Source organism: Bhargavaea ginsengi (assembly GCF_900109165.1).
GTDB classification, from domain to species: domain Bacteria; phylum Bacillota; class Bacilli; order Bacillales_A; family Planococcaceae; genus Bhargavaea; species Bhargavaea ginsengi.
Genome location: NZ_FNZF01000001.1, coordinates 51,855 through 76,873 on the forward strand (window position 1 = coordinate 51,855; position 25,019 = coordinate 76,873).

Consider the following 25,019-nt stretch of genomic DNA (forward strand, 5'->3'; position numbering starts at 1 on the left):
GGGTTTGTTTTGGTGGGAAAATTGAAAAATGGCGATTTGCCTTTTCTCTCATTCCTGACTTTAATACGGGAAAGGGGGTGGATTCTTTGGAGGAGCGTAATTATCCTCTGTATCTCTACGCTACGAACCGCTTGCTGGCAAGGCTGAACGATCAGAATCCAAAGTACGGTGAAATAAAACGTGAACTCACGACAACCCGCTTGGGTTACCAGGGAGAGCTCCGTTCGGATCAGCAGATCAGTCGTTCCCGTTTGCCACAAGGCAACCGGATATTGCATGACCTGACTGTGCGTGTATACGATGAAGACCCTGTCCAGATTGATACACTAGTGCTTACTCCGCACTTTGCCTATATCCTCGAAGTCAAAAACATCAGCGGAAAGCTCGAGCTCGTACAGCAGCCGGCTTTGCTTAAACGGACTACCCGAGACGGGAAATCTAATTATTTCCAGTCTCCTTTCGTTCAATTAAACACGGCAGTCAACACGCTTAACTTTTGGCTGCTCGCACAAGACATCGATATTCCGGTGATCGGCGCGGTATTCCTTGCTTCCAAATACGCAGAACCCCATTTTGAAAAAAAGATGCCGGTGCACTTTATTCGAGAAATCCCCGATGTTCTGCACAGCGAAATCACCAACCGCCCGAAATTGATTAACGAGGCCACAGTCGATTGGATCGCCACGGCGCTCCGAAACGAAGAAATCCCTTATGAACAGTTTCCACTCTGCAATCACTTTGACCTCGCTCCGGTGGATCTCTTTACAGACTCCCTTTGCAGAAAATGTCTAGGCCGACTGGAGACCTCAACAAAACGTATTGGGACATGCCTCAAATGTAATAATCGGCAATGGATTCCCTACACCGAAACGATGGTCGATTATTTTCTCATCTTCAACAAAACCGCCACACTAGCCAGTTGCTCAAAATTCCTCAATCTGGGACGCTCGAAAACTGCAAAGATCATGAAATCTCCTTTATTCAAGCGCCGTGGCAATACGAACCGAACCTCATTTGAACTGAACCGTCCAAATATGAAGATATCACCTGACGGAAAATTAATGATCCCGGGAGAGAGGAAGTGAATGGGAATTCGGCGCGGTGGCGTTTCGTTCGTGAACCTATGCGGAAGCGCTAGTTTTTCATACTCGAACTTCTCGGATTCGTACGCAACCCTTGGGGCGCTGCACTTTTCATACGCGAACTTCCTCGATTCGTACGCATACCCTGAGGGCGGCACACTTTTCGTACGCAAACTTCCTCGGTTCGTACGCAAACCAGGGGAGCGCTGCACTTTTCGTACGCGAACTTCTTGGATTCGTACGCAAACCCTGGGAGCGCCTCTCTTTTCGTACGCGAATTCTTTGAATTCGCACGCAAACAAAAAAACCGGGCGTCGGCCCGGTTTCCCCATTCAATCTCTTTTCTTTTGTCCCCAGAACTGGTAGTAGTCGGTGCGGATGAAGCCGTTAAAGAGTTTTCGCTTCTTGGTGGCTTTCCGTCCATAAAGTTCTTCGAAGTTTTCCATGGACGAGAGCATGTAGACGGACCAGGTCGGGTGAGGCACCATGGCGCGGCCGAGGTCGCGGATGGCTTGTTCGACTTCTTCCACCTCGCCGATCCGTTCGCCGTATGGCGGGTTGGAGGCCATGACGCCATTTTGCTTGTCCGTGGTGAAGTCGGATGCCTGCATCTGCTTGAACTGTATGAGGTCTCCGAATCCGGCTTCGGCAGCGTTGGCCTCGGCGACCTTGATCATGCGGTGGTCAATGTCGGTCCCTGTGATGTCCAGTTCGATATCGTAGTCCGCGACGCTGTCCGCATGTGCGCGGACCTCTTCCCAGACCTCCGGTTTCATCCACGGCCATTGTTCGCTTACGAACTCACGATTATAGCCCGGCGCAAGGTTCTGGCCGATCATAGCGGCTTCGATTGCAAGGGTTCCGGAGCCACAGAACGGGTCGTGGAATGGACGATCCGGACTCCAGCGGGTCAGCTGGACAAGTGCTGCGGCGAGCGTCTCCTTAAGCGGCGCATCGCCCTGTCCCACCCGGTAGCCGCGCTTGTGGAGGCCCGGTCCGCTTGTGTCGATCGTGAGCGTCGCCATGTCTTTCAATACCGATACCTCGATCTTGAACAGTGCACCGGTCTCGGGCAAGATACCCCGTCGGCCATACGCCGAGTTCAGTCGCTCGACAATCGCTTTTTTCGAGATCGCCTGGCAGTCGCGGACGCTGCCCAGTTGGGATTTGACGGATTTACCGCTTACCGGGAATTCTGCATCTGCCGGAAGGTAATCTTCCCAAGGAATCGACTTTACGCCTTCGAAAAGATCATCAAAGGTTATCGCCTTGAACTCGCCGGCGACGATTTTCACACGATCTGCGACACGGAGCCACAGGTTCGCGCGTGCGATGGCGGTTTCATCACCTTCAAAATAGATTTTCCCATTTTCGACGGTCGGCTCGTAGCCGAGTGCGCGGACTTCGTCGGCGACGGGCTTCTCGAGGCCCATCGCAGCAGTCGCCACCAGTTTGAATGTTGTCATCGTACCACTCCTCACCGCCGGGACCGTCCCCGGCGAGTCTGCTGTATGTATCGTTATCGTACAAAAGAAACGCTCTCCTGTCATGGGAGAGCGTTTCGTTGTTTGCAAATATACCGTCGCCATTCGATAAGCCATGTTTTGTTCCTTCGTACTCAGACGGCTTGCGCCTCGTACTCCGGCGGTAATCATCTATCTACAGGCAGCTGCCTGTCCCTTCCTCTGTTCAGTTCCTTCGGAAGGACGCCCCTACCAAAATTTGGGTTTCTCGCTCGAGGGGTTTACCCGTTCCACCCGCACCGTTTCCGATGCGGCTACGTCACTGTGGCACTTTTCAGGAGATCTCTGCCGTATCCCGAAGGACTTAGGCATTATCCCCGCCGTCAGACCCGGATGGATCTGCCCCGGCTTATGACTTCGCCGGGCACGAACACTACGGTCATCTCAGAACCGTGCGAGCATGGACTTTCCTCTACAACCCGAAGTTGCAGCGATTACCTGAATGACGACTTTGGCATCGTTTATCATAACATAAACGCGCTCCGGAATCAATGAGGATAAGATTTCCATCTTCTCCACTCCGGAGCGCAGACTGAATTCAGTCGTTGAGCTTATTTCCAAACACATGGCGCTCGAGATTCGACAGACGCTTGAGGATGTCGAAATTCGTTGTGCCTGTCTGTTGAGGCGCCGGTGCGGATGAACGGCTTTTCAGCTCTTCAATTTCCTCGTAAAGCCGCTTGTTTTCTTCAGTAAGTGCGGCAATCTTCTTGTTGAATGATTCGTAGTCTTGGATGATTTCATCGAGAAAATGATCGACTTCGTCCGGCTTGTATCCCCGGACTCCAGTTTTGAACTCATGTTCGAGGATTTCCTTGGCAGTCAGTTTAGTCTCCATGACTCTCGTCCTTCCGTCTTTGCTTGCTTCCTTGAATTATAGCATATTTTGCCCGCCGGTGTTTAATCATGTCGGAAAGAAAGAGCCGCTACTGTCGGAATCTGCGCTTGCCCGGGAAATAGTCGGAACACTCCGCAGGAATATTTCCCCGCTTCGATTCTTATTTCCCCTGTTTTCTTCGAACACGGGCCAGGCGCTTTTCAAAGCGTTGCTGCCATCGTTCTTTCCTTGCGGGTTTCAGCGCCTTCATGTTCTTCAGGAGACCTGCGGCACGCAGACAGTTCATCTCTGCTTCGGGCAGCTTACCAAGGCGGTGTTCCTGCAGTTTCGCCAACTCTTCTAGCGCCTGCAAAGTCTTCCCTTCATCAAGGCCACCCTTGTAGGCCTGCAAAAAAGCAGATTCCGCATCCTTGTATCGCTGCTCTTTCTTTAGGAGGAAGCCGAGGTAATAATACGCTTCGTCAGTTTCGTCGAAAAAGACGTTCGTCACTTCCTCCAGCACCTCACGGCTTTTCTCATATAATTTCAGGTCACCGAACCATTTGCCGATGTTGGTATGCGGAAGCGGGGTCTCTTCTTCGTTTTCTTTCATGAGAAGGCCGGTCAGTCTGGTGAACAGCGTCACCAGCGACAGCAGGTCCCACTCATTATGACGAAGGACGCGGAGCAGAAGGTCCGGGTTCCCGCTCCGCACCGCATCGGTATAAATAATCGGTGCAAGGAACCCGGGAACATCTTCTTCCCGATGAAATCCGAGCACTTCTTCCTCGACTGATTTCAGTGAGAAACTCTCGAGACCACCCTTCCATATGCGCCGGGTACCCTGGAGCAGGTCAATATGCGTCGGGTCATGAAGCTTGGGAAGATGTTCGCGGTTCATCGTCCAGCGGGTATGAAGCTGCGGCCAATCGAAGCTCTTGCCGTTGTAGGTAACGATTGTCCGTCCGGGTTTCCAGAGACCCGTCTCGAAAAGGAATGCCGTCTCGTGTGCGGGATCTGCCAGGACATATTGGTCAAGTGTGAAATCATACCCGTCCGTCGTAAGCAGGCCGGCCATGAAGATGAGTGAACCGGTCCCCTTGAGGCCGGTAGTTTCCGTATCGAAAAACAGCAGCTTTTTCTCGTCCCCTTCGGCGAATGGATGGATGCCGTCGGAGCCGGACCAGACGGATGCCGCTTCCTCGAGCTTGCCCAGAGCCAGACCGCCATGAACGGTGTCTGCCTGGTAGTGTGTCCGCTTTAGGAAAACCGTTCCGAATTGGTTGTCGATGCGCACCAGTCCGGCCGATGCCCATCGTTCCGCATATTCAGGGACAGGCGGCTTTTTAAAAGCAGTCTCTTTCATTTTTTCCGCAGGTGCCTTTTTCAGCATTTTCTTCATCTGCATCAGGCGGTTCTCGTAGGACATCGCAACTCACCCCGCAAGCTTTCTGAGAAGCTCGGCGACACGGCGCTTGATGCTGCCTCCCGATTCCTGAGCACCTATGCAGACAGGGCAGCCGGAGTCGCACGGGCATGACTCAACATGTCCCGCAGTCTGGTCAAGCAGGTCCGGCCACATGCCGTGGATCCGCTTACTGAGGCCGATGCCGCCCGGGTAGCTGTCGTAGACAAAGAACGTCGGCCGCTTTGTATGGACGGCCTTCACCTGCGGCACAACATGAATATCGGAGCGGTCACAGCTGACAAACAACGGAATGAACGAATGCATCGCATACGCCGCCCCGGTCATCGTGTCAGTCAGATCTGACTCTGTCCAGTCCGCCGGCCGCTCAAACGACAGCCAAGCGGATGACGTGTGCATCTCTTCTGCGGGTAGCGTTATCGGCCCAGAACCGATGTTGTCATGGGTGTCGAAACGAATCTTCTTGAAAATTGTCGGCATGGCGAGTACAGCAATGTCTCCGAATGATTCGGTATGGTCACCCTGCTCCTCGAATTCATCTTCTGCGATAACCTTGAGTTCTACGGCGAGGTTGGCGTCGGTGAAGTAGTCGACATCAACTTCCCGCACGTACGCCTTCTTTTCCTCCCAGTCGAGTTCCTCTACTTGGTACTGGGTACCCTGGTGAATATAGATGGCTTCCTCATGGAGGAGCGTCATCGCGCTGTAGCGGTCCATCTCCCCTATGACCGTCGTGTCGCGCGGGACCGATTTATCGATGATAATGACGTTCTCCTGAGAGGCAGAACGCAGGCTGATCTCGCTTGCCGGGAAGCGGTCGCTCATCCAGTGCCACTTGTCGCCCGCCTGGACGAGAATTCCCTCTGCCGCCAGGAAGGCAAGCAGTTCCTGCACGTCAAACTCACCGTACTGCTCATCAATGGTAAACGGCAGCTCGAACGACGCGCATTTCAGGTGATCCATGAGAATGAGGATGTTGTCCGGATGGATGCGCGCCTCTTCCGGTGACTGCCCGAACAGGTACTCCGGATTCTCGATCACATACTGGTCAAGAGGCAGTGACTGGGCAACATAGACGATCAGCGCCTCGTCCTGGCGGCGGCCGGCACGGCCCGCCTGCTGCCAGGCGCTTGCAATGTTGCCCGGATAACCGGTCATGATGCAGGCCTGGAGCTGGCCGATATCGACACCGAGCTCGAGCGCATTCGTTGAAACGACCGTTTTGATCTCTCCGTTTCTGAGCCCCTTTTCAATCTCCCGCCGCTCCGACGGCAGATAGCCGCCCCGGTAGCCACGGATTGTTGTATCGGACAGCTTTTTCTTTGTCATCTCTTTCATATATGTGACGAGCATCTCGACACGCACCCGGCTTTTGGCAAATACAATGGTCTGGATGTTCTCCTGGTACAGCCTGCGGGCAAGATCACGCACCTCGAGTACTGCAGACCGCCGGATGCCGAATGTCTTGTGTACCACAGGAGGATTGTAGAAGATGAAATGCTTTTTACCAGACGGCGCACCATTTTCAGCAATCAGCGTCATCTCCCGATTTGCAAGCGATTCTGCCAGCTCCTGAGGATTGGCGATCGTAGCAGACGTACAGATGATGACCGGGTCGCTTCCGTAGTAGCGTGCAATCCTGACCAGCCTGCGGAGCACATGCGAGACATGGCTGCCGAATACTCCTTTATACGTATGAAGCTCATCGATCACGATATACTTCAGATTCTCGAAAAGCGAGACCCACTTCGTATGGTGCGGCAGGATGCCGGAGTGGAGCATGTCCGGATTCGTCATGATGATGTGCCCCGACTTCCTCACTTTCTGTCGGATGCCCGGACTCGTGTCTCCATCATACGTATGGCTCAGGATCTCCTCACCGCTTTCCTCGATCAGTCTGTGAAGATCCGCCATCTGGTCCTGTGCGAGGGCTTTTGTCGGGAACAGATAAAGCGCCCGTGATGAACGGTCCTCCAGAACGGACTGCAACACTGGAAGGTGGTAGCAGAGCGACTTGCCGGAGGCGGTCGGCGTCACGGCCGTAAATGACTTGCCGGAGACGGCCAGATCAAAGGCTTCACGCTGGTGTGTATAAAGCTGTCCGATTCCCCGTGACTCGAGTGCTGTTCGAATTGACGGGTGAAGCCGTTCAGGGAAAGGCGCATATCGGGCATCCTTCCCTTCAATGACCCGGTGATGACGGATCGAATCGCGCATTTCGGGATCGGAGAGCCATTCACCGACCAGCTCACTGATGGTCTTCTGCTTATTGAGCATCATCCGTCCCCTCCTCCATTGCAGCCATCATCGTCTTGAGCAGATACTCCGCCGATTGGATCGAATCATAAAAGCGCTTCTTGCCGGTTTTCGGATAAAACGATTGGACGACGAATTGAGTCATCATATCCGCCGCATTCTCGATCTGTGCCTCGCGAACATGCTTCGGTCGCTCTTTCCTGATCCACTCACTTGACATTTCCTTCCATTCATTGATCAGCTGATGGACACGGTCTGCATACGGCTTTACTTCGCCAAAAAAGTCCGGTTCCCGTTCTTCCTCCCTCATGCGGGCATGACGTGGCCGGCATTTGCCGCATTCGTCAAGCAGCTCTGATGTCATTTCAAAAAGTTTCATATATAAAGTCGTCCTTTTTAGTTGGTTTTCTTCATCCTACCAAATATGATGGTAAGTGACCACCAAGAGGGGAACAGACATTCCTCGAATCGGATTTGTAAAAAACATCCACCTGTGTTTCCGCAACCCCGGACTGTCTTAGGACGTCCTATGCGTGTGGTATGATGGGTGAAATGCGAGGTGAGGAAAATGGCGATCCGCTATCCGGGGGGAAAGAAGTATACCCCGGCCGATAAGCCCGTGATAAAGTCTGCGAAAAAAGACTACTCTTTCAGTAACAGGGGTAAGACATTGGAGGATGAATTGGACGAGTCCAATGCCTACTATCTCGCAAACGGCATCGCGGTCATCCACAAGAAACCCGTACCTGTTCAGATCGTAAAGGTCGACTATCCGTCAAGAAGTGCCGCAGTCATTCGCGAAGCCTACTTCAAAACACCGTCGACGACCGACTACAACGGGATCTACCACGGCCATCATATTGATTTTGACGCGAAGGAGACCCGAATCAGCTCTTCTTTTCCGCTGAAAAACATCCACGAACACCAGATCAGGCATATGCGCAGCGTGACAGATCAAGGAGGCACCGCTTTCCTGATCGTCAAGTTCACAGAAACTGAACGTTATTTTATCGTACCGTTCGATCTGGTCGACCGTGCATGGAAGCGGATGGAAGACGGAGGCCGGAAATCGATTCCGGTCACCGAACTGGAGGAAGAGGCTGTCGAGTTCCATGCCGGATTCCGGCCGAGACTCGACTACCTGGGAGCCATCGCGAAATTAGGCATTTCTTAACGCAACAGAAAGAGAGGAAAACCTATGAGTGACAATATTCAATCCCGCTCCCAAAGGCGAAAACAGCAGGAGCAGGCCCGCAAGTCGGACAGGAAAAGCTCCAAAAAACCGGCGGGCAAAAAGAAACGGCCGCTCTGGAAAACGATTCTGAAGATCGCCGTCCTTCTTGCGGTCATCGGTTTTGTATTCGGAGTAGGACTGTTCACTTTCTACGCGGCGACCGCGCCAGAACTGGATGAGGAATCGCTGAAGGATCCGCTTTCCTCTGAACTTTATGCAGAAGGCGCATCAGAACCATTCCTTACCTTGGGTGCTGAAAACCGGGAGTACGTGGAATATGAACAGATTCCGCAAGTGATGGAAGATGCGATCCTCGCGACCGAGGACGTGCGCTTCTATAAGCACCACGGGATGGACTTGTGGCGGCTCGGCGGCGCCGTTCTTGCCAACTTCCGGGACGGGTTCGGCGCACAGGGCGCCAGTACGATTTCCCAGCAGGTCGTGAAAAACTCGTTCCTGCAGAACGAGAAAACGCTGAAGCGGAAAGCCCAGGAAGCCTGGCTCGCCTTCCAACTGGAGCGGAAATACGAAAAAGAAGAAATCTTCGAGATGTACTTTAACAAAATCCTTATGACCGACAATATTTATGGCTTCGGTACCGCAGCGGAACAGTTTTACGGAAAGAATCCTGAAGAACTCCTGCTGCATGAGGCGGCCCTCCTCGCAGGGATGCCGCAGAGTCCGAACCGTTATAATCCTTACCGCCATCCCGAGCGCGCCGAAAAACGCCGGAATATCGTCCTCGGTCTCATGGTCCAACACGGCAAGATCGCCCAGGAAGAGGCGGATGCGGCAAAGGCGGTGCCGGTCACCGAAGGGCTGATTCCACTCGAACAACGAAAGCCTCATGGCAAAAATAAATATTCAGCATTTGTCGACCTGATTGAAGATGAACTGGAAAAACATGATCTCTCGATCGCGGATGGCCTGAAGATTTATACGACACTTGATCCTGCAGCACAGGAAAAAGTCGAACAGACCATTGACCGTGAAAATATGCCGACCGAAAAACTGCTGGCCGGGGTCGCGGTCGTTGATACGAAAACCGGCGCTGTCCGTGCAATGGGCGGAAGCCCTGATTATGTACCGACCGGTTCGCACTACGGCATTATGAACCAGAAAAAGCAGGACCTCGGCTCTACAGTCAAGCCGTTTCTCGTTTATGGTCCGGCCATTGAATACATGGACTGGTCCACCGGCCAAACGGTTAATGATGAAGAACGGACTTATAAAGGCAGCGACCAGGTGATCCGAAACGCGACTGGCCGCTATCTAGGTAAAATGACAATGCGCAAGGCGCTCTATATGTCACAGAACGTCCCTGCCGTTTCCACATTTGAAGAAGTCGGCGGCGAAAAAGCGGCTGATTTTGCAAGGGGACTCGGCATCGACGTAAAAGAACCCCACTCCTCCACCGCGCTTGGCGGCGGAGTCGGTTCCTCTCCGCTCGAGCTGGCCGGTGCTTATGCAGCATTCGGCAACGGCGGAATGTACACTGAACCATACATGATCAATAAAGTCGTGCTTCGGGACGGAAAAACAGAGCGCGACCTACGGCCGAAACCGGTCAGCGCCATGAAGGATTCCACGGCATATATGATCACCGATGTACTTCGTGAAGTCGTGAAAAACCCACAGGGAACTGCTTATCAATATGTGAAGTCTCATGGACTGGACGTAGCGGGCAAAACCGGAACGACGAACTATGATGCAAAAACCTATCAGGAAAAGTACAGCCAACATCGGATGGCTGTTCCTGACAGCTGGTTTGTCGGCTATACGCCTGAATACTCCATAGCAGTCTGGTCAGGACATGCAAACCGGGAACCGATGACCGAATGGAAAGAGCGCTCCTTCCCTCAAGTGGCATTCTCTGAAATCCTTGGAGATCTCGCCCAGCGCGGTGAACATACTTCCTTCAAGAAACCGAAATCCGTCGTCGAAGCGACGATCGAGATCGGCTCAGACCCGCTCCGCCTTGCGAGCGACTGGACACCGTCAAACCGGAAGAGCACAGAGCTGTTCGTCCGCGGAACGGTGCCGGAGCGTGTGTCCAAGACGTATGAACCTGAGGAAGATGAGGAAACAACAGACACCCTACCGGCCCCTACTGGCCTGAGTGCGGATTATGATGAGGCACAGAATCTCGTGCGGCTCAGCTGGAACCACGAAGGCGGTGATGGAGTCGAGTTCGCTGTCACTTACAGTGTCGATGGCGGCGGCGCCCAGAACCTGACGACAACGACCGATATGGCCGCAGCGGCCACCGGCGTCGAACCGGGCAGAACCTATACCTTCTCGGTCGTTGCAAGATCAGGAGATGCCACAAGTCCGCCTGCAACGGTCTCACTCCAGATCGGCGGTGCGCCTGAGGAGGAACAGCCGGAAGAACCTGATGAAAATGAACAGGAGCCGGAAGAGAACGAACAGGAACCTGATGAAAATGAACAGGAGCCGGATGAAAACGAACAGGGAGAAGGCGGCAACGCCGGAAATCCAGGAAACCAAAATCCTGGCAACCAGAACCCCGGTCAAGGCCCGGGCGGCGGATCCGGCAACCAAGGCAATCCGAACAATGGCCAGGGAGGTCAAGGCAACCAGGGTGGCGGCCAGGGACAGACTCCTGGCGGCGGCCAAGGCGGCCAGACCGAACCCGGCAGTGGTGATGGTAACGGAGACGGCGATACCGGCGGAACCGGAAGTCCATAATTAGAAAACGTCCATGCGGAATGACCGCATGGACGTTTTTTGTCTGCCGTTTAGTGGAGGAGTGCCTTTTTTCATACGCGAACTTTTGGATTCGTACGCAAACCTGGGAGACGCTCCTTTTTTCGTACGCGAACTTTTTGGTTTCGTACGCAAACCTGGAACACGTGCTTTTTTCGTACGCGAACTCTCCGGATTCATACGCAAACCGTGGAGATGCTCCTTTTTTCGTACGCGAACCCGAAACGCCATGTACAAATCCTCACCGAATCCAAAAAACCGGAATGGCCTTTTTATCGGCAATTCCGGTTTTCTACGTTTATTCCATTTCTTCATCTTTTTTGTTGAGCCCCATGCGCTTGCGTCCTTCTCTGCACATGTTGAGGATTGGGCAGATGCCGCATTCCGGTGTTTTCGCTTTGCAGAAATAGCGGCCGAAGAATATAAGCTGATGGTGGGTCTGGGACCACTCTTCTTCCGGTGTCCACCGCATCAGTTTCTGTTCCACTTCCATCGGGCTGTCTTTCCAGCGGTTGATTCCGAGGCGCTTGGAGACCCGTTCCACATGGGTATCGACGGCAAAGGCGGGCACGCCGTAAGCGACGGAGACGACGACGTTCGCAGTCTTGCGGCCGACACCGGGAAGCGTCGTCAGTGTATCCCGGTCGTCAGGGACGATGCCCCCATACTTTTCAAGAAGGATTTCACTCATCGCCCGAATGTTTTTTGCTTTGTTGCGGAAGAGGCCGATCGACCGGATGTCGTTCTGGACCTCCTCGAGCGGAACTGCAAGATAATCTTCAGGCCGCTTGTACTTCTTGAAGAGATCTTTTGTCACCCGGTTGACCAGCGCATCGGTGCACTGGGCAGACAGCATCGTCGCGACCAGCAGCTCGAACGGATTGTCGTGTACGAGCTCACAGTGCGCGTCAGGATACATATCCGCTATTTCATCGCGGCATACCTTCCATTGTGCTTTCGTCAGCATGTCCTGGTCCTTTCTGAAACGGCCGGCTCCCTTTGAGAAGCGGGAGCCGGCCGTCCGGTTGTTGTCCGCCCTTCAGTCCCGTTCTTCCAGCCAGTTGTAGAACGGGACTTTCCGTTTGGTTTCGTTTCCGGCCGCATGGCGCGAAGGCTGGGACTGGCCGCGGAAGTTCCGTGCCTCCCCCTCCGCTTCTTCGACGGTCCGGATATTTTTCTTTTTCCATTCAAACAGTATCCGATCGATGTAGCGGAGGCTTACCTTCCGGGCAATCACTGCTTCCCGCAGTGCCGCCTTGATCAGGTCGGCGGAATGGCCGTCCTGGTCAAACCACATCGAGATCGTCTCACATTCCATTGGAGAAAGTAGGCGTCCGAACTCTTGCTCGAACATCGCGAAAATCTCGCCTTCTTCCGCCTGCCGGTTTTCTTCCTCTTTGCCGGAGCAGCCGAGGACCTGAACATCGACAAGCCGTGTCCACAAGGGCTGAAGGGAATAGTTTTCATTCAGCAATCCCTTGTCGTCCATCGTCCGTTCGATTGTCAGCAAGCCGGACTGCATGAGGCGCTGGAGGCCGTGCCCGATTTCTTCTTCCGAAAGGGACATCCGCACCGCCAAATCGGACGGTCCGGGCAAGCCCTGTCCTTCTTCTGCAAATGACATCAGCTGCAGGACGAGCAAGGCATCCAGGTCACGGATGCCCACTTGCCTGTAAGAGCTAAAAAAGAGCTGGGAAATGGAGACATTCCCCTGCTCAATCCAGATGCGGAGCCGATCCTGACTGTTCACCGAATCAACCTCCTTCATCTTTCTCATGGGTAGAGCCTGTTCAACAGACGCGGGAACGGAATCGCTTCGCGCACGTGTTCCGCACCGGAAATCCAGGCGACCGTACGTTCAAGGCCGAGACCGAAGCCGGAGTGCGGCACTGAGCCCTGCTTGCGGAGTTCGAGGTACCATGCATAGGCTTCAGGGTCGAGCTGATGCTCTTCAATCCGCTGCTTCAGAAGTTCATGGTCATGGATCCGCTCGGAACCTCCAATGATTTCACCGTAGCCTTCAGGCGCGATCAGGTCCGCGCAGAGAACGACATCGTCGCGGTCCGGATGCGGCTGCATGTAGAACGGTTTGATCGCCGTCGGGTAGTTGACGATGAATACAGGCTTGTCGTAGTGTTCTGCGATGGCCGTTTCATGTGGCGCGCCAAAGTCGTCGCCCCATTTGATATCGTCAAAGCCTTTTTCATGAAGAAATTCGATGGCGTCATCGTAGGAAATGCGCGGGAACGGTGCTTGTACATTCTCGAGTTTTGATGTGTCGCGGCCCAGCACGCCGAGTTCCAGCTCGCAGTTTTCAAGCACGGATTGGACGAGATGGGAGACATACTGTTCTTGGACCTCGAGGCTCTCTGCGTGTTCCGTGAACGCCATTTCCGGTTCCATCATCCAAAATTCGATCAGGTGCCGGCGGGTCTTGGATTTTTCGGCGCGGAATGTCGGACCGAACGAGAATACCTTGCCCAGTGCCATCGCGGCTGCTTCCAGATGAAGCTGGCCGGACTGGGAGAGGAATGCGTCCTCTTCAAAATATTTGGTGTGGAACAGTTCCGACGTTCCTTCCGGTGCGGAACCGGTCAGGATCGGCGGATCGATTTTCACGAAGCCGCGGTCATTGAAGAATTCATACGTCGCGCGGATAATCTCGTTCCGGATCTTCATGATGGCATGCTGCTTCTTGGAGCGGAGCCAGAAGTGGCGGTTGTCCATTAGGAATTCCGTGCCGTGCTCTTTCGGTGTGATCGGGTAGTCTTCCGCTTCTCCGATCACTTCGATGCCGGTTACCTGGAGTTCGTAGCCGAACGCGGAACGCTCGTCAGTGACAACAGTTCCCGTAACGTACATTGACGTTTCCTGATTCATCGATTTCGCCGTGGCGAAGATTTCTTCCGCCACATCGGCCTTGACGACGACACCCTGCACGAAGCCTGAGCCATCGCGCAGCTGCAGGAAGGCAATTTTCCCGCTTGAGCGTTTGTTCGCGAGCCAGCATCCGATGCGGACCGTTTCTCCCACATGCTGCGGCATCTCTTTGATCATGATTTTATCCATAAAGTAAACCCTCCGTATTTTCGTTCAGTCTTGCCAGCGCGCTTCCACAAATTCACGGATCCGCCGGACGGCTTCCTTGAATTGTGAAAGTTCGGTCGCGTAGCTGAGCCGGATCGTATCCGGCGCGCCGAATCCACTGCCCGGAATAACTGCGACTTTCGCTTCTTCCAGCAATGCTTGGGCAAAGGCGTCGGTGTCTCCGAATCCTGTTTTGCGCACTGCCTCCGAAACATCCGGAAGCAGGTAGAACGCGCCCTGTGGCTTCAATACCTTGAATCCCGGGATATCTGAAAGAATCGGATAAACGGCTTCTAGCCGCTCTCCAAAATCTTTCCGCATTTTCTCGACCGCATCCCACGAGCCGTCATAGGCCTCGATCGCCGCATACTGCGACGTCGTGACCGGGTTTGAAGTGGAGTGGCTCGCGAGGTCCGTCATCGCCTTGATGACCGCTTCGTCGCCGCACGCGTAGCCGATTCGCCAGCCGGTCATCGAGTGGGATTTCGAGACGCCGTTGATCACGATCGTCCGCTCTTTCGCGTCTTCCGAAAGCGTTGCGATGGATACGTGCCCGGCATCTCCATAAATCAGCTTTTCATATATCTCATCAGAGATGATCCAGATGTCCGCTTCCCTGCACACTTCCAGGATGGCGCGCAGCTCGTCCTCCGTATAGATCATGCCCGAAGGGTTGCTCGGTGAATTCAGGATGAACGCTTTCGTCTTTTCTGATACGGCTTCTTTCAGCTGCTCCGCCGTAATTTTAAATCCGGAATCAACCGATCCCTCAACATGAACAGGCACACCGCCCGCGAGCTTGACCTGTTCCGGGTAGCTGACCCAATAAGGAATAGGAATGATAACTTCGTCACCCGGGTCAAGAATGACCTGGAAAAGCGTATAGAGGACATGCTTCGCCCCGATGCCGACCATCACTTCGGATGGCTTGTATGTAAGTCCGTGGTCCCGTGACATTTTCCGGATAATCGAATCCTTCAGCTCCGGAAGGCCGCCAGCCGGCGTGTATTTCGTCTTGCCTTCCTTCATCGAGGCATAGGCTGCTTCAATGATATGATCCGGTGTATTGTAATCCGGCTCCCCGGCACCGAGTCCGATGACATCGATGCCCTCTTTTTTCATCTGCTTCGCCTTTGCCGTGATTGCGAGCGTTGTCGATGGCGTAAGCGTTTCTGTACGTTTTGCGAGTCTGCGCTCCATGCCGGGAACCCCTTCCTATAAGTTCAATATTTTTTTGCGTACTTTGCCATCTCCAAAATTGAGATGAACATAGTTCAGCTTATCATCCGGCCCGGTAAATGCCACTTCCCAGAACGGCCCGCTTTCATCATTGCCAAGATGCACATGCAGGACTTTGCGGACATCCATGTCCTCCCGTACAACATCAAGCGCCTGCCTGAAACCGATGCCGTCTTTCAAAAGCACGGAACGCATTTCCCCTTCTGTACCGTCCGGAACAAATACTGCTGCCGGCTTTCCGTCCTTGTTCTTGCCGAGAACTGTAATCGACGGTTCGGAGCCATTGACCGGGTACGACCTGGAAATTTCCGTTAGATGGCCTTCATCGATGGCACGCGTTTCCGCCTTTTCCTCCGCGTTGCCGATCGGCTTCTGAGCGGTGTAAAAGAGAATGACACCGATCAGCGTGATAAATGCGAGCACGAGGATAATGCTGAACCTTTTCCGGTTTTTCATGACGCTGTCACGTCCTGTATATCGTGAATACGGCTGTTTCCTGATCATCCGGATCAAGCGCCAGGCCGAACATCAGGTCATCTTCCTTTAATGTCCGATTGAGCGCATCAACGATTTTGTACAGATCCGGCTGATGCTTGATTTTGACCGTATTCACGATTTCGATTCTGCTTTCCATATTTGACCTGCCTTCTGTATTCATACTTTGTCATTATACCAACTTTCCAATTCAAGCACCATATCACCGAGGCCTACTTTCTCGACTGGAACCGGCGGAAGTGCACGGATAAAATCATGGCCGTACGACTTCTTCTCGATGCGCCGGTCAAGAACGATGTATGCGCCCCGGTCTGATGACGAGCGGATCAGCCGTCCGAATCCCTGCCTGAATTTGATGATGGCTTCCGGGAGGGAGAGTTCCTGGAACGGATTTTTTCCGGATGCGGCAATTCTGGCTGCACGTGCCTTGAACAGAGGGTTCTCAGGCGAACTGAATGGCAGGCGGACAACGATGACAGCGGCGAGCGCATCACCCGGTGCGTCTACTCCTTCCCAGAAGCTGTCGGTTCCGAAAAGGACGGAATTGCTGAAGCGCTGAAATGATTTCAAGAGGCGCATCCGGCTACCCGGCGTAATGCCCTGGGCGATCAGCATGTGCTCTGCAAGCAGTTCGCTGTCCACGATCAGTTCATACGTTTTTCTGAGCATATCATGAGAGGTGAATAGTACAAAACACCTGCCCCCTGTCGCGATGACTGCCTGGACGACCGCATCCGCAACTGATTCGATATATTCCTGCTGCGGCACGTTAAGAATGTCAGGCATATCGCTCACGATATACATTTTCGCGCCACGGTAAAACTCGGGGGGTGCGGCGAACTTTTGGATTTCCACCGTTTTGGGAAGACCGATCTGATCAGCGATGAACCGCTCCCGCCCAGGCAGCGAAAGTGTCCCGGATGTCCAGATTACACCGAACCGGCCATCGGGTTTCACCGCTTGCCGGATCAATCCGGAGACATCCGCCGGCTGGCGCACAATTTTCAGACTGCCGGGAATGCTCCTCATATCCGCCTCGATCCATGCAGCCGCATCATCCAGACCAGCCGGGCCGAACAACTCCATCCAACCGGCGGCCTGCAGGCGGATTTCACGGACCCAGTGCTGCCACTCTGAATAGAAACGGGCTTCTTCCGGGTACTTCTCCCCCGCTCCATTCATAAGCGGTCCGGTGAGTTCAGCCACCTTGTCAAGGTATGCATACAGCAATTCTCCCGCCTCCCTACAGAGAAGGACAAGCGGTTCGAGATCGGTGAGCGCAAACGTCCGCTTCTGCTCATGCGGACGGTCTGCACCCAAAGTCTGAATCAGAGACTGCATTCCTTCAAATGCGGCATCAAAAGCGTCCATCGCCCGGTCGTACATTTCTCCGGAACGCTCGGCTTCGCGTTCTCCGGGCATGCCGGTTTTGCGGGACAGCGAAACGAACCGGTCCTGCAGTAGCCCTTCACCGGGTTTGCCCATCTGCCCGAGTGTATATTTAAAATCCGTGTAGGAGAAAAGAGTCTCCGCATGGGCTCTGGCAGCGGTGATGAACTGATGTGCCTCATCAATGACCATTCCAGATATGTTCGGGAACGGTGAATGGATACGGTCCTGTGTGGAAAGGAGCATGGCATGATTGGTGATGAGCAGGTCCGCGTTCCGTGCACGGTGCAGCGACCGGAGGTAGAAATCGGAATTCTCCAGTCCGCTGTCGCGGACGGCCGCTCGGTATTTCCGGATTTTATCGAGGAACAGCCGTCCACCGCCGGAAACGTTGAGTTCTTCCAGATCACCCGTCTCTGTGCCCGCAAGCCAGACAACCACCTGCAGGATGGCGAGGGTCTCATCGTAGGACTCATCCTCCGCCGCCAAGATGCCCGCAAACCGTTCGAGATCGATATAGTGACCGACTCCCTTCAGAAGAGCCGTGCGAAGCGGCACTCCGACGGCCCGCTCTGCTTTTTCCATATCTCGGCCGATGATCTGTTCGGTCAAATGATTGGTATGGGTGCTGATGACGACAGGCCGTCTTTCCCGTACAGAATGTACCGCTGCCGGGAGCAGGTAGGCGAACGTCTTGCCGATGCCGGTCGCGGCCTCGACAGCAATTTCGGTCTTAGATTCTAAAGAATCGTAAACGGCATCCATCATCGCAGACTGTGCAGGCCGCTCCTCATACTTTTCGAACGCATGGCGGAAACGAGTTTCTTTTGCATCTTTGCCTTCGGGATATCCGATGTCAGCAGAAACCCGATTCTTTTGCGGAATCGGATTTTTCATTGCGATACCCTTCCATGTAAAGCAGCCTTTCTCCCCCGCGACATGTCTCCTCTTCTTCTTGAGCGCTTCATAGAAGAGGGAGCTCAGGTCGGACTTGAGGCGGAATGACCGCTTGTGGAGGATGGATAGCGTCGGCTCAGGGAGCTTGTCTGTTTCTTCCTGAAGCCGGATGAGGAGTTCCGCGGTCGCTGTGGCGTCTTCGATGGCACGGTGGGCATTCTCCAGGCCGATGCCGAATTCCGCTGCTATATCCTGCAGCTTGAAACTCGGCGCCGAGGGGCAGATGATTTTTGCAAGCTCCACTGTATCAACTGTTTCACCGCTCCATTTCGGGAGTCCTGCCCGCCGGAATTCGTGTTGCAGAAACGGCAGATCGAACGAAACATTATGCGCGACGAACACACAGCCTTCCAGCCATTCCCGGATTTCCGCGGCCCGGTCCTCGAACAGCGGTGCGTCTGCCACATCCTTTTCCCGGATGCCGGTCAGGCTGCTGATGAAGGCAGGGATTTTCCGTCCGGGCTTCAGGAATGTGGCATACGTTTTTGTCACGCTGCCGTTTTCCACGAGCGCCATCCCGATTTCGATAATCCGGTCTCCACTCTTCGGTGAATGTCCGGTCGTTTCAAGATCCACGACCGCATATCGTTTTCCATCCATCTTTATCATCTCGCTGTCCGTCGGTGTCTTACGGAAATTGTACCACAACCAGCGGCCTTGAATCGTCTCGCGGCCGCCTAAAGCTGGTTCATTCAGATGCGGAACAAAAGAACTCCCGGAGCCTATGGCCCGGGAGTCCGCATTTCAATAGATCGTCGCTTCCGGCTCGTGGCCGATAACGGCATCGATCCGGTTTTTTTCGCCCATCAGTACGATGTTCGGCGTATGCTGTTCCGCTTCTTTCGAATCCACGTGGACATAACTCAGGATGATGACGATATCGCCCGGCTGGACAAGTCGGGCGGCGGCACCGTTCACACAGATGACTCCGCTACCGCGGCTGCCTTCTATAATATACGTTTCGAAGCGGGCGCCATTGTTGTTGTTGACGATCTGGACCTTTTCGTTCGGCACCATGCCGGCCGCGTCCAGGATGTCTCGGTCGATGGTGATGCTGCCTACATAGTTCAGGTTGGCTTCCGTGACAGTTGCACGGTGGATTTTGCCGTTCAGTATGATTTTCAGCATGTTTTATCATCCATCGCGACCAGTATGTTATCGATCAGGCGCGCGCCGGAAAACTGCACCGCTGCGGCGACGATCGCTTCCTGCGATTCCGCAGTAAGGGGCCGGAGTGACGGATACTCTAGGATTTCCGCATAATCGGTCTTTCCGCCAGGGATAAGTGCGAGTCCATCACGCACAATTTTAAGTGCGCGATCAGCATCTCCCGTTTCCCGGAGCATCCTGCTCCCTTTACGCAAGGCTTCATAAATGGACGGGGCTTCCTGTCGTTCTGCCGGTGTCAGCCTGACATTCCGTGAGCTTTTTGCGAGCCCGTCCTTTTCCCTGACAGTCGGTACGCGCCGGATTTCGACGGGGAAGTTATAGTCCCTGACAAAGGTTTCGATGATGGCAAGTTGCTGGGCGTCCTTCTGACCAAAGTAGGCCCGCTCCGGCCGCGTCAGGTGAAACAGCTTCGTGATCACTTTCAGGACACCGTCAAAGTGCCCCGGACGGCTTGCACCGCACAAAACGTCTGCCTGTTTGCCGGGCATGATGCGGATATCGCTTTTTTGGGGATACATCTCTTCAGGTGACGGATGGAACAGGATGTCGACTCCCGCTTTTTCTGCAAGCGCGGCATCCCGCTCCAGGTCTCTCGGATAGCTGTCGAAGTCTTCTCCGGGACCGAACTGTGCCGGATTGACGAAGATGCTCATGATCACGATATCATTTTCTTTCCTGGCTTCCTCGACAAGAGCCAAATGCCCCTCATGCAGATAGCCCATCGTCGGGACGAATCCGATGCTCTTCTCTTCCGAAGCCAGGCGCCCCGATACTGCGGCCATGTCTGCGACTTTATCAATGTGCTTCAACAGGATCGCCTCCATACAGTTTGCCGGCCTCTTCTTCTTTCATCGTGAAGCGGTGCGCTTCGGCAGGGAAGGAGCCGTCTCCGACGGCTTCTGAATACGCTGCGATCCCTTCACGGATCGGCTTTCCTGCATCTGCAAACTGTCGGACGAATTTCGGCACATAGTGGCTGCCGTAGCCGATCATGTCATGGAAGACGAGCACCTGGCCGTCTGTTTCCGCTCCGGCTCCGATTCCGATCACGGGAATGGAAAGTTCTTCGGTGATCCGGCCGGCAAGCTGGTGAGGAATGCATTCAAGGACGAGCATGCAGGCACCCGCCTCCTGCACTTCCTTCGCTTCACGGACCAGGCGGAGTGCGTCTTCAGCCGTCTTGCCCTGCACTTTATAGCCCCCTGTCACACCCGCTGACTGCGGCAGGAGCCCCAAGTGGGCGACGACCGGGATACCCGCGGAAACGAGACGTCTGATGGCATCTGTCACGATACCCGCCCCTTCCAGCTTCAACGCATCCGCACCTGTTTCACGGAACAGCCGGACCGCGTCTTCAAGCGTCCTGTCGGGGTTGCCGTGATAAGTTCCAAAGGGCATGTCCACCACCATGAACGTGTGCCCCGAACCGCGCCGGACCGCTTTTCCATGATGGATCATATCATCCAACGTTACCGGCACAGTCGATTCATAACCCAGTACGACCATTCCAAGGGAATCTCCGACGAGTAAAACATCGATTCCATTTTCAGTAGCCATTTTCGCCGTCGGATAGTCGTACGCCGTCAGCATCGCGATCTTTTCGCCGTTCTTCTTTTTCTTCAGCAGATCTGAAGTGGTTTTCATCGTTCTTCTCCTTTCGGGAGAAAACCAAAAGCCCTCCCGCCAAAAAATGGCAGAAGGGCTGAATATGCATTCCGGTCTTCTCCGTCCCTGTCTTTTTCGGATCAAGGCGGAACAAGTCTATTGGCGATCCATCCCATTGAGGATTGATTCGCTTTTTCCGGTCTTTCAGCTTGTTTCAGGTGCAGTTCAGTTACGATACCGCCCTTCTCCGCCTTCAATATAGCAGAAAGCGGTTTCCGGGCGCAAGAGGTTATTCTGCCGGCTCGATGTCTGCGGAATAAATGCCGCGAATGCCGCCGTCTTCTGTACGGATCTCAAGTACGCCGTCCTCCGTGATGCCGATGGCTGTACCGGTGACCTTCTCCCTCATCATGACGGCATTCACTTTCCTGCCGATTGTATCTGAGTTCTTTTCCCAGAGCTCTTTGATGGGGGTGAAGCCTTCCTCGATATAAAGCCGGGAATATTTTCCGAGGTTCGTCAGTACTGCCGCAGCCAGCGCCGCACGATCCACCTGCTGTCCGGCTTCGATGCGGACTGATGTCGCGATGTCTGCCAGCTCGGCAGGGAAGTCATCCAGTTCCTGGTTCACATTGATGCCGGTACCGATGATGATCGCCTGGACACGGTCGGGATCGGCCTGAAGTTCCGTCAGAATGCCCGTCACCTTGCGCCTGCCGACCAGGAGGTCATTCGGCCACTTGATGCGTGCTTCCACTTCCGCCGTCTCACGGATGGCCAGGCAGATGGCCACCGCAGCGATCAGTGTAAACTGGGGCGCCCGGTGCGGCGGGATATCCGGCTTCAGGATGACACTCATCCAGATGCCCTTTCCCGCCGCCGAGGACCATGGCCGGGCGAGCCGGCCCCTGCCCTCCGTCTGCTCTTCGGCCACGATCACTGTTCCGTCCGGGGCGCCATTTTGCGCTTCCCTATGGGCCAGCGGCATCGTCGAACCCACAGATTCGTAGTGGATGATGTCTTTGACAAACCGGTCATCTTTCAGGTGTTGCCTGATCAGCGCGGGGCTCAGCCGATCAGGAGATGCCTCCAGCACATATCCTTTTTTCCGGACTGAGCGGACGGTATAGCCATCCTCCTCAAGTTCCCGGACCCATTTCCAGACAGCGGTACGGGAGACACCGGCCTCATCAGCCAGCATCTGTCCGGAGACCGGCTCCCCGCCGGCAACCATAAGCCGCCGGAGCAGGCTTTCTTTATCTTTCACTTTCAATTCCATCTAAAAACCATCCTTTGATGTCTTCCCGGGTGTTCATGAGACGCCCGGTGACGACCGCTTCCTCGATGTTGGCGAGCCACTCCTTCACCCATGGACCGCCCTTCCTGCCATACCATCCGATCAGGTCATTCCCGGTTACGGCCAGGTCCCTGAGCGACCGGATCGGAAGTTCGTTTTTCATCCTGGCGACGGCGGCCGGATCATCCGGCTCCTCAGTCATATCCGTCAGATAGGCGAACCTTGCCCCCGCCAAAAGTGCGTATTCAGGCAGCCGGTAGGCATCCATCGGGCTTAGCTGGCGCTCCGAACGGATCCGGCATGCGGTGAGGATCTCACGCACCGCCCGCTTCTCCTTGTTCGACAGCTTGTACGGATTTCCATCCGGTTCACCGCCAAGGAGCTCAAGCAGCGCCCAGCCCTCGGCAGGTTCATCAGGCTTGCCAAGCCTGTCCCAGATGACGGCATTCCCCGGGGCAAATGCCTTTCCCATCATCGGAAGTTGTCCTGCCAGTCCTGTCTCCTGCATCAGCCTGGCCGCCAGTCCCGAGCGTCCGCTTAACCAGATTTTATCCATTTCAATCTTGATGCGCTCTACAGAAACATGGGAAATGCTTGCCGCATGTGCGGTAATTGCTGTTTTTGTGCCGGGTTCGACCGTGAAGGCCGTCTTCGCGGCAAAACGGACAGCACGGAGCATTCTCAGCGCATCTTCCTCAAAGCGTTCTCCGGGATCACCGACAGCCCGGATGATCCCCCGCCGGATATCCTCTTCTCCGCCGAACGGATCAAAAAGGGAGCCGTCACCGCGGATGGCGATGGCATTCATCGTGAAATCACGGCGCCGCAAGTCCTCTTTCAGCGAGGTCACATACTCCACCGTGTCCGGCCTGCGGTGATCGGTGTAGGTCCCCTCGGTCCTGTAGGTGGTCACTTCGACCGGAGGGGACGGATCGAGGACCATGACCGTCCCATGCGCGATGCCGACATCAGCCGTTTTAGGAAAGATTGCCTTGACCTCTTCGGGCAGCGCTGCGGTCGCGACATCAACGTCGTGGGCAGGCTGGCCCATCAGCCTGTCGCGGACCGCTCCCCCTACAATCACCGCCTCATGCCCCGCTTGCCTGAGACGTTCCACTATTTCAAAAGCCGAGGTCCAGTGCAGATCCGTCACGGTTCCTTCCGCTCCAGCAATTCGTAATAAGCCGACTCGTATTCGCGGACGATCCGCTCCGAGCTGAACCGTTCACGCACCGACCGCATGGCATCTTCGGAAAACTTTGCAGCAAGCTCCGGATCTTTCAAAATACGGATTGCGGACTCCGCATACCCCTCGATGTCGCCGAGAGGCCGGATAAAACCGTTTTTCCCGTCTTCGATCACTTCCGGAATTCCTCCGATATCAGAGCCGATACACGGCACGCCGCAAGCCATTGCCTCGATCAGGACAAGGCCGAATGCCTCTTTTTCCGAAACGAGCATGTTCAGGTCGCTGATTGAAAACAGATCAGGCAGGTCGTCGCGCTTCCCGAGGAAAAGCACTTCCATTCCGAGTCCTTCTTCCTGAACGAGTGTATGGATCGCCTCTGCCTCCGGTCCGTCGCCGACCAGGAGAAGTTTCGACGGGACTTCCCGGTTGATGATTGAGAAGCTCCGGATCACATCTTCAATACGCTTGACCTTCCGGAAGTTGGATACGTGGATCAGGAGCTTGTCCGATTCCGCGATGCCGAGCCCAACCTTTATATGGTGGGCGTCGACGGGGCGGTACTGCCTTTCGTCGATGAAATTGTAGATGGTGCGGATTTCCTTCGACGGCCTGATCAGCTCATACGTTTCCTGTTTTAGAGAATGGGAAACCGCCGTTGTCATATCCGACTTGTTGATCCCATATTTAACTGTTCCCGCGAGTGTCCGGTCATGGCCGAGGATCGTCACATCCGTCCCGTGGAGCGTTGTAATGATCGGTATGGGCACACCCGCCATATCACGCCCCAGCGCGGAGCAGATGGCATGGGGGACGGCGTAGTGGGCATGCAGGATATCCAGTTCCTCTTCAATGATGACTTCAGAAATTTTGTTTGCCAAAGCGATATCATAAGGCGTGAACTTAAAGACAGCGTACTGGCCGACTTCGACTTCATGCACCTTGATATTCGGCTGGTCCATATAAAGGCGGAACGGCCGGCCCGATGTGATGAAATGCACCTCGTGGCCGCGTTCAGCCAGCAAAATGCCAAGTTCGGTCGCAACAACTCCGGACCCTCCAAGGGACGGGTAACAAGTGATTCCGATTTTCAGGTTTCTCATGCGCCGCCACCGCCATCCGGGTTCTTGTTTAGCCGCCAGTCCAAGTGATCTTCGGACAGTCCGCGGAGCAGCACTTCCGCCGTTCCCATGTTCGTGGCGAGCGGCACCTTGTACACATCCGACAGCCGGAGGAGTGCGGAAACATCCGGCTCATGAGGCTGAGCCGTGAGCGGATCACGGAAGAAGATGATGAGATCCAGGCGGTTCTCCGCTACCATTGCTCCGATCTGCTGGTCGCCCCCAAGAGGTCCCGACCGGAACCGGTGGATGTCCAGTCCAGTCGCCTCGGCAATCAGCTTGCCCGTCGTGCCTGTCGCAAACAATGCGTGTTCTTTGAAGATGGGCAGGTAAGCGATGACAAACTGGATCAGGTCATCTTTCTTCCTGTCGTGTGCGATCAGTGCAATATTCATTCCAACCCCTCCT

General features: G+C 54.6%; 22 protein-coding genes and 1 other RNA gene. 3 read left to right on the top strand and 20 right to left on the bottom strand.

All coding sequences use genetic code 11. The features are described from left to right. Nucleotides 1-86 precede the first annotated feature (86 nt). Entirely contained in the window at nt 87-1,085 is a 999-nt protein-coding gene (locus BMX91_RS00210) for a nuclease-related domain-containing protein (RefSeq protein ID WP_177168207.1), read from the top strand. Nucleotides 1,086-1,414: 329 nt separating this feature from the next. Here the strand turns inward: BMX91_RS00210 and BMX91_RS00215 are convergent, their stop codons facing one another. The 6 genes from BMX91_RS00215 to BMX91_RS00240 all read right to left on the bottom strand — a co-directional run bounded on the left by BMX91_RS00215 (nt 1,415) and on the right by BMX91_RS00240 (nt 7,483). Further along, a complete protein-coding gene (locus BMX91_RS00215) occupies nt 1,415-2,548 on the bottom strand; it encodes a THUMP domain-containing class I SAM-dependent RNA methyltransferase (RefSeq protein ID WP_092048611.1) in 1,134 nt (377 codons plus the stop codon). Nucleotides 2,549-2,670: 122 nt separating this feature from the next. Next, nucleotides 2,671-3,051, bottom strand: an RNA gene (rnpB, locus tag BMX91_RS00220) — RNase P RNA component class B. A gap of 92 nt (nt 3,052-3,143) precedes the next feature. Next, the gene (gene gpsB / locus BMX91_RS00225) at nt 3,144-3,443 is read right to left on the bottom strand and encodes a cell division regulator GpsB (RefSeq protein WP_092048614.1); all 300 of its coding nucleotides are present in this window, start codon (nt 3,441-3,443) and stop codon (nt 3,144-3,146) included. Nucleotides 3,444-3,603: 160 nt separating this feature from the next. Then, nucleotides 3,604-4,851 carry a ribonuclease H-like domain-containing protein gene (locus tag BMX91_RS00230; RefSeq protein ID WP_092048616.1) on the bottom strand — a complete coding sequence of 416 codons (1,248 nt, stop codon included), beginning with the start codon at nt 4,849-4,851 and terminating at the stop codon, nt 3,604-3,606. 6 nt (nt 4,852-4,857) lie between these two features. Next, nucleotides 4,858-7,125, bottom strand: coding sequence for a DEAD/DEAH box helicase (locus BMX91_RS00235; protein ID WP_092048619.1), 2,268 nt, complete (start codon nt 7,123-7,125; stop codon nt 4,858-4,860). Beyond that, on the bottom strand, nt 7,115-7,483 hold the full coding sequence (locus BMX91_RS00240; protein ID WP_092048621.1) for a YppE family protein: 369 nt from the start codon (nt 7,481-7,483) through the stop codon (nt 7,115-7,117). Before BMX91_RS00240 ends, BMX91_RS00235 begins: the two co-directional genes overlap by 11 nt. A gap of 189 nt (nt 7,484-7,672) precedes the next feature. On the opposite strand from BMX91_RS00240, the gene recU reads away from it, so the two are divergent. Both recU and BMX91_RS00250 read left to right on the top strand, forming a co-directional pair. Next, nucleotides 7,673-8,278, top strand: coding sequence for a Holliday junction resolvase RecU (gene recU / locus BMX91_RS00245; protein ID WP_092048624.1), 606 nt, complete (start codon nt 7,673-7,675; stop codon nt 8,276-8,278). Between the two features lie 24 nt (nt 8,279-8,302). Continuing rightward, nucleotides 8,303-11,047 carry a penicillin-binding protein 1A gene (locus tag BMX91_RS00250; protein ID WP_092048627.1) on the top strand — a complete coding sequence of 915 codons (2,745 nt, stop codon included), beginning with the start codon at nt 8,303-8,305 and terminating at the stop codon, nt 11,045-11,047. A gap of 316 nt (nt 11,048-11,363) precedes the next feature. Here the strand turns inward: BMX91_RS00250 and nth are convergent, their stop codons facing one another. From nth to mgsA, 14 genes are all read right to left on the bottom strand, one after another. After that, a complete protein-coding gene (nth, locus tag BMX91_RS00255) occupies nt 11,364-12,032 on the bottom strand; it encodes an endonuclease III (RefSeq protein WP_092048630.1) in 669 nt (222 codons plus the stop codon). A 72-nt stretch (nt 12,033-12,104) separates the two neighbouring features. Continuing rightward, nucleotides 12,105-12,815 carry a DnaD domain-containing protein gene (locus BMX91_RS00260; RefSeq protein ID WP_092048633.1) on the bottom strand — a complete coding sequence of 237 codons (711 nt, stop codon included), beginning with the start codon at nt 12,813-12,815 and terminating at the stop codon, nt 12,105-12,107. Nucleotides 12,816-12,838: 23 nt separating this feature from the next. Continuing rightward, a complete protein-coding gene (asnS, locus tag BMX91_RS00265; protein WP_092048635.1) occupies nt 12,839-14,134 on the bottom strand; it encodes an asparagine--tRNA ligase in 1,296 nt (431 codons plus the stop codon). 24 nt (nt 14,135-14,158) lie between these two features. After that, the gene (locus BMX91_RS00270; RefSeq protein WP_092048638.1) at nt 14,159-15,352 is read right to left on the bottom strand and encodes a pyridoxal phosphate-dependent aminotransferase; all 1,194 of its coding nucleotides are present in this window, start codon (nt 15,350-15,352) and stop codon (nt 14,159-14,161) included. Nucleotides 15,353-15,367: 15 nt separating this feature from the next. Further along, a complete protein-coding gene (locus BMX91_RS00275; RefSeq protein ID WP_092048641.1) occupies nt 15,368-15,847 on the bottom strand; it encodes a cell wall elongation regulator TseB-like domain-containing protein in 480 nt (159 codons plus the stop codon). Nucleotides 15,848-15,854: 7 nt separating this feature from the next. Beyond that, nucleotides 15,855-16,025, bottom strand: a complete 171-nt coding sequence (locus tag BMX91_RS00280; RefSeq protein WP_092048643.1) for a YpmA family protein — start codon at nt 16,023-16,025, stop codon at nt 15,855-15,857. A gap of 20 nt (nt 16,026-16,045) precedes the next feature. Then, entirely contained in the window at nt 16,046-18,832 is a 2,787-nt protein-coding gene (dinG, locus tag BMX91_RS00285; RefSeq protein WP_177168208.1) for an ATP-dependent DNA helicase DinG, read from the bottom strand. A gap of 144 nt (nt 18,833-18,976) precedes the next feature. Next, nucleotides 18,977-19,360 carry an aspartate 1-decarboxylase gene (gene panD, locus BMX91_RS00290; RefSeq protein ID WP_092048648.1) on the bottom strand — a complete coding sequence of 128 codons (384 nt, stop codon included), beginning with the start codon at nt 19,358-19,360 and terminating at the stop codon, nt 18,977-18,979. Further along, entirely contained in the window at nt 19,354-20,211 is an 858-nt protein-coding gene (panC, locus tag BMX91_RS00295) for a pantoate--beta-alanine ligase (protein ID WP_407640867.1), read from the bottom strand. The genes panD and panC overlap by 7 nt, the downstream gene beginning before the upstream one ends. Beyond that, entirely contained in the window at nt 20,198-21,046 is an 849-nt protein-coding gene (panB, locus tag BMX91_RS00300; RefSeq protein WP_092048654.1) for a 3-methyl-2-oxobutanoate hydroxymethyltransferase, read from the bottom strand. The genes panC and panB overlap by 14 nt, the downstream gene beginning before the upstream one ends. Nucleotides 21,047-21,296: 250 nt before the next feature. After that, on the bottom strand, nt 21,297-22,286 hold the full coding sequence (locus tag BMX91_RS00305; protein WP_092048657.1) for a biotin--[acetyl-CoA-carboxylase] ligase: 990 nt from the start codon (nt 22,284-22,286) through the stop codon (nt 21,297-21,299). After that, nucleotides 22,264-23,457, bottom strand: coding sequence for a CCA tRNA nucleotidyltransferase (locus tag BMX91_RS00310; RefSeq protein WP_092048660.1), 1,194 nt, complete (start codon nt 23,455-23,457; stop codon nt 22,264-22,266). Before BMX91_RS00310 ends, BMX91_RS00305 begins: the two co-directional genes overlap by 23 nt. Further along, complete coding sequence (gene bshA, locus BMX91_RS00315) at nt 23,454-24,593, bottom strand: N-acetyl-alpha-D-glucosaminyl L-malate synthase BshA (protein WP_092048663.1); 1,140 nt, start codon at nt 24,591-24,593, stop codon at nt 23,454-23,456. The genes BMX91_RS00310 and bshA overlap by 4 nt, the downstream gene beginning before the upstream one ends. Beyond that, complete coding sequence (gene mgsA / locus BMX91_RS00320; RefSeq protein WP_092048665.1) at nt 24,590-25,006, bottom strand: methylglyoxal synthase; 417 nt, start codon at nt 25,004-25,006, stop codon at nt 24,590-24,592. The genes bshA and mgsA overlap by 4 nt, the downstream gene beginning before the upstream one ends. Nucleotides 25,007-25,019 lie beyond the last annotated feature (13 nt).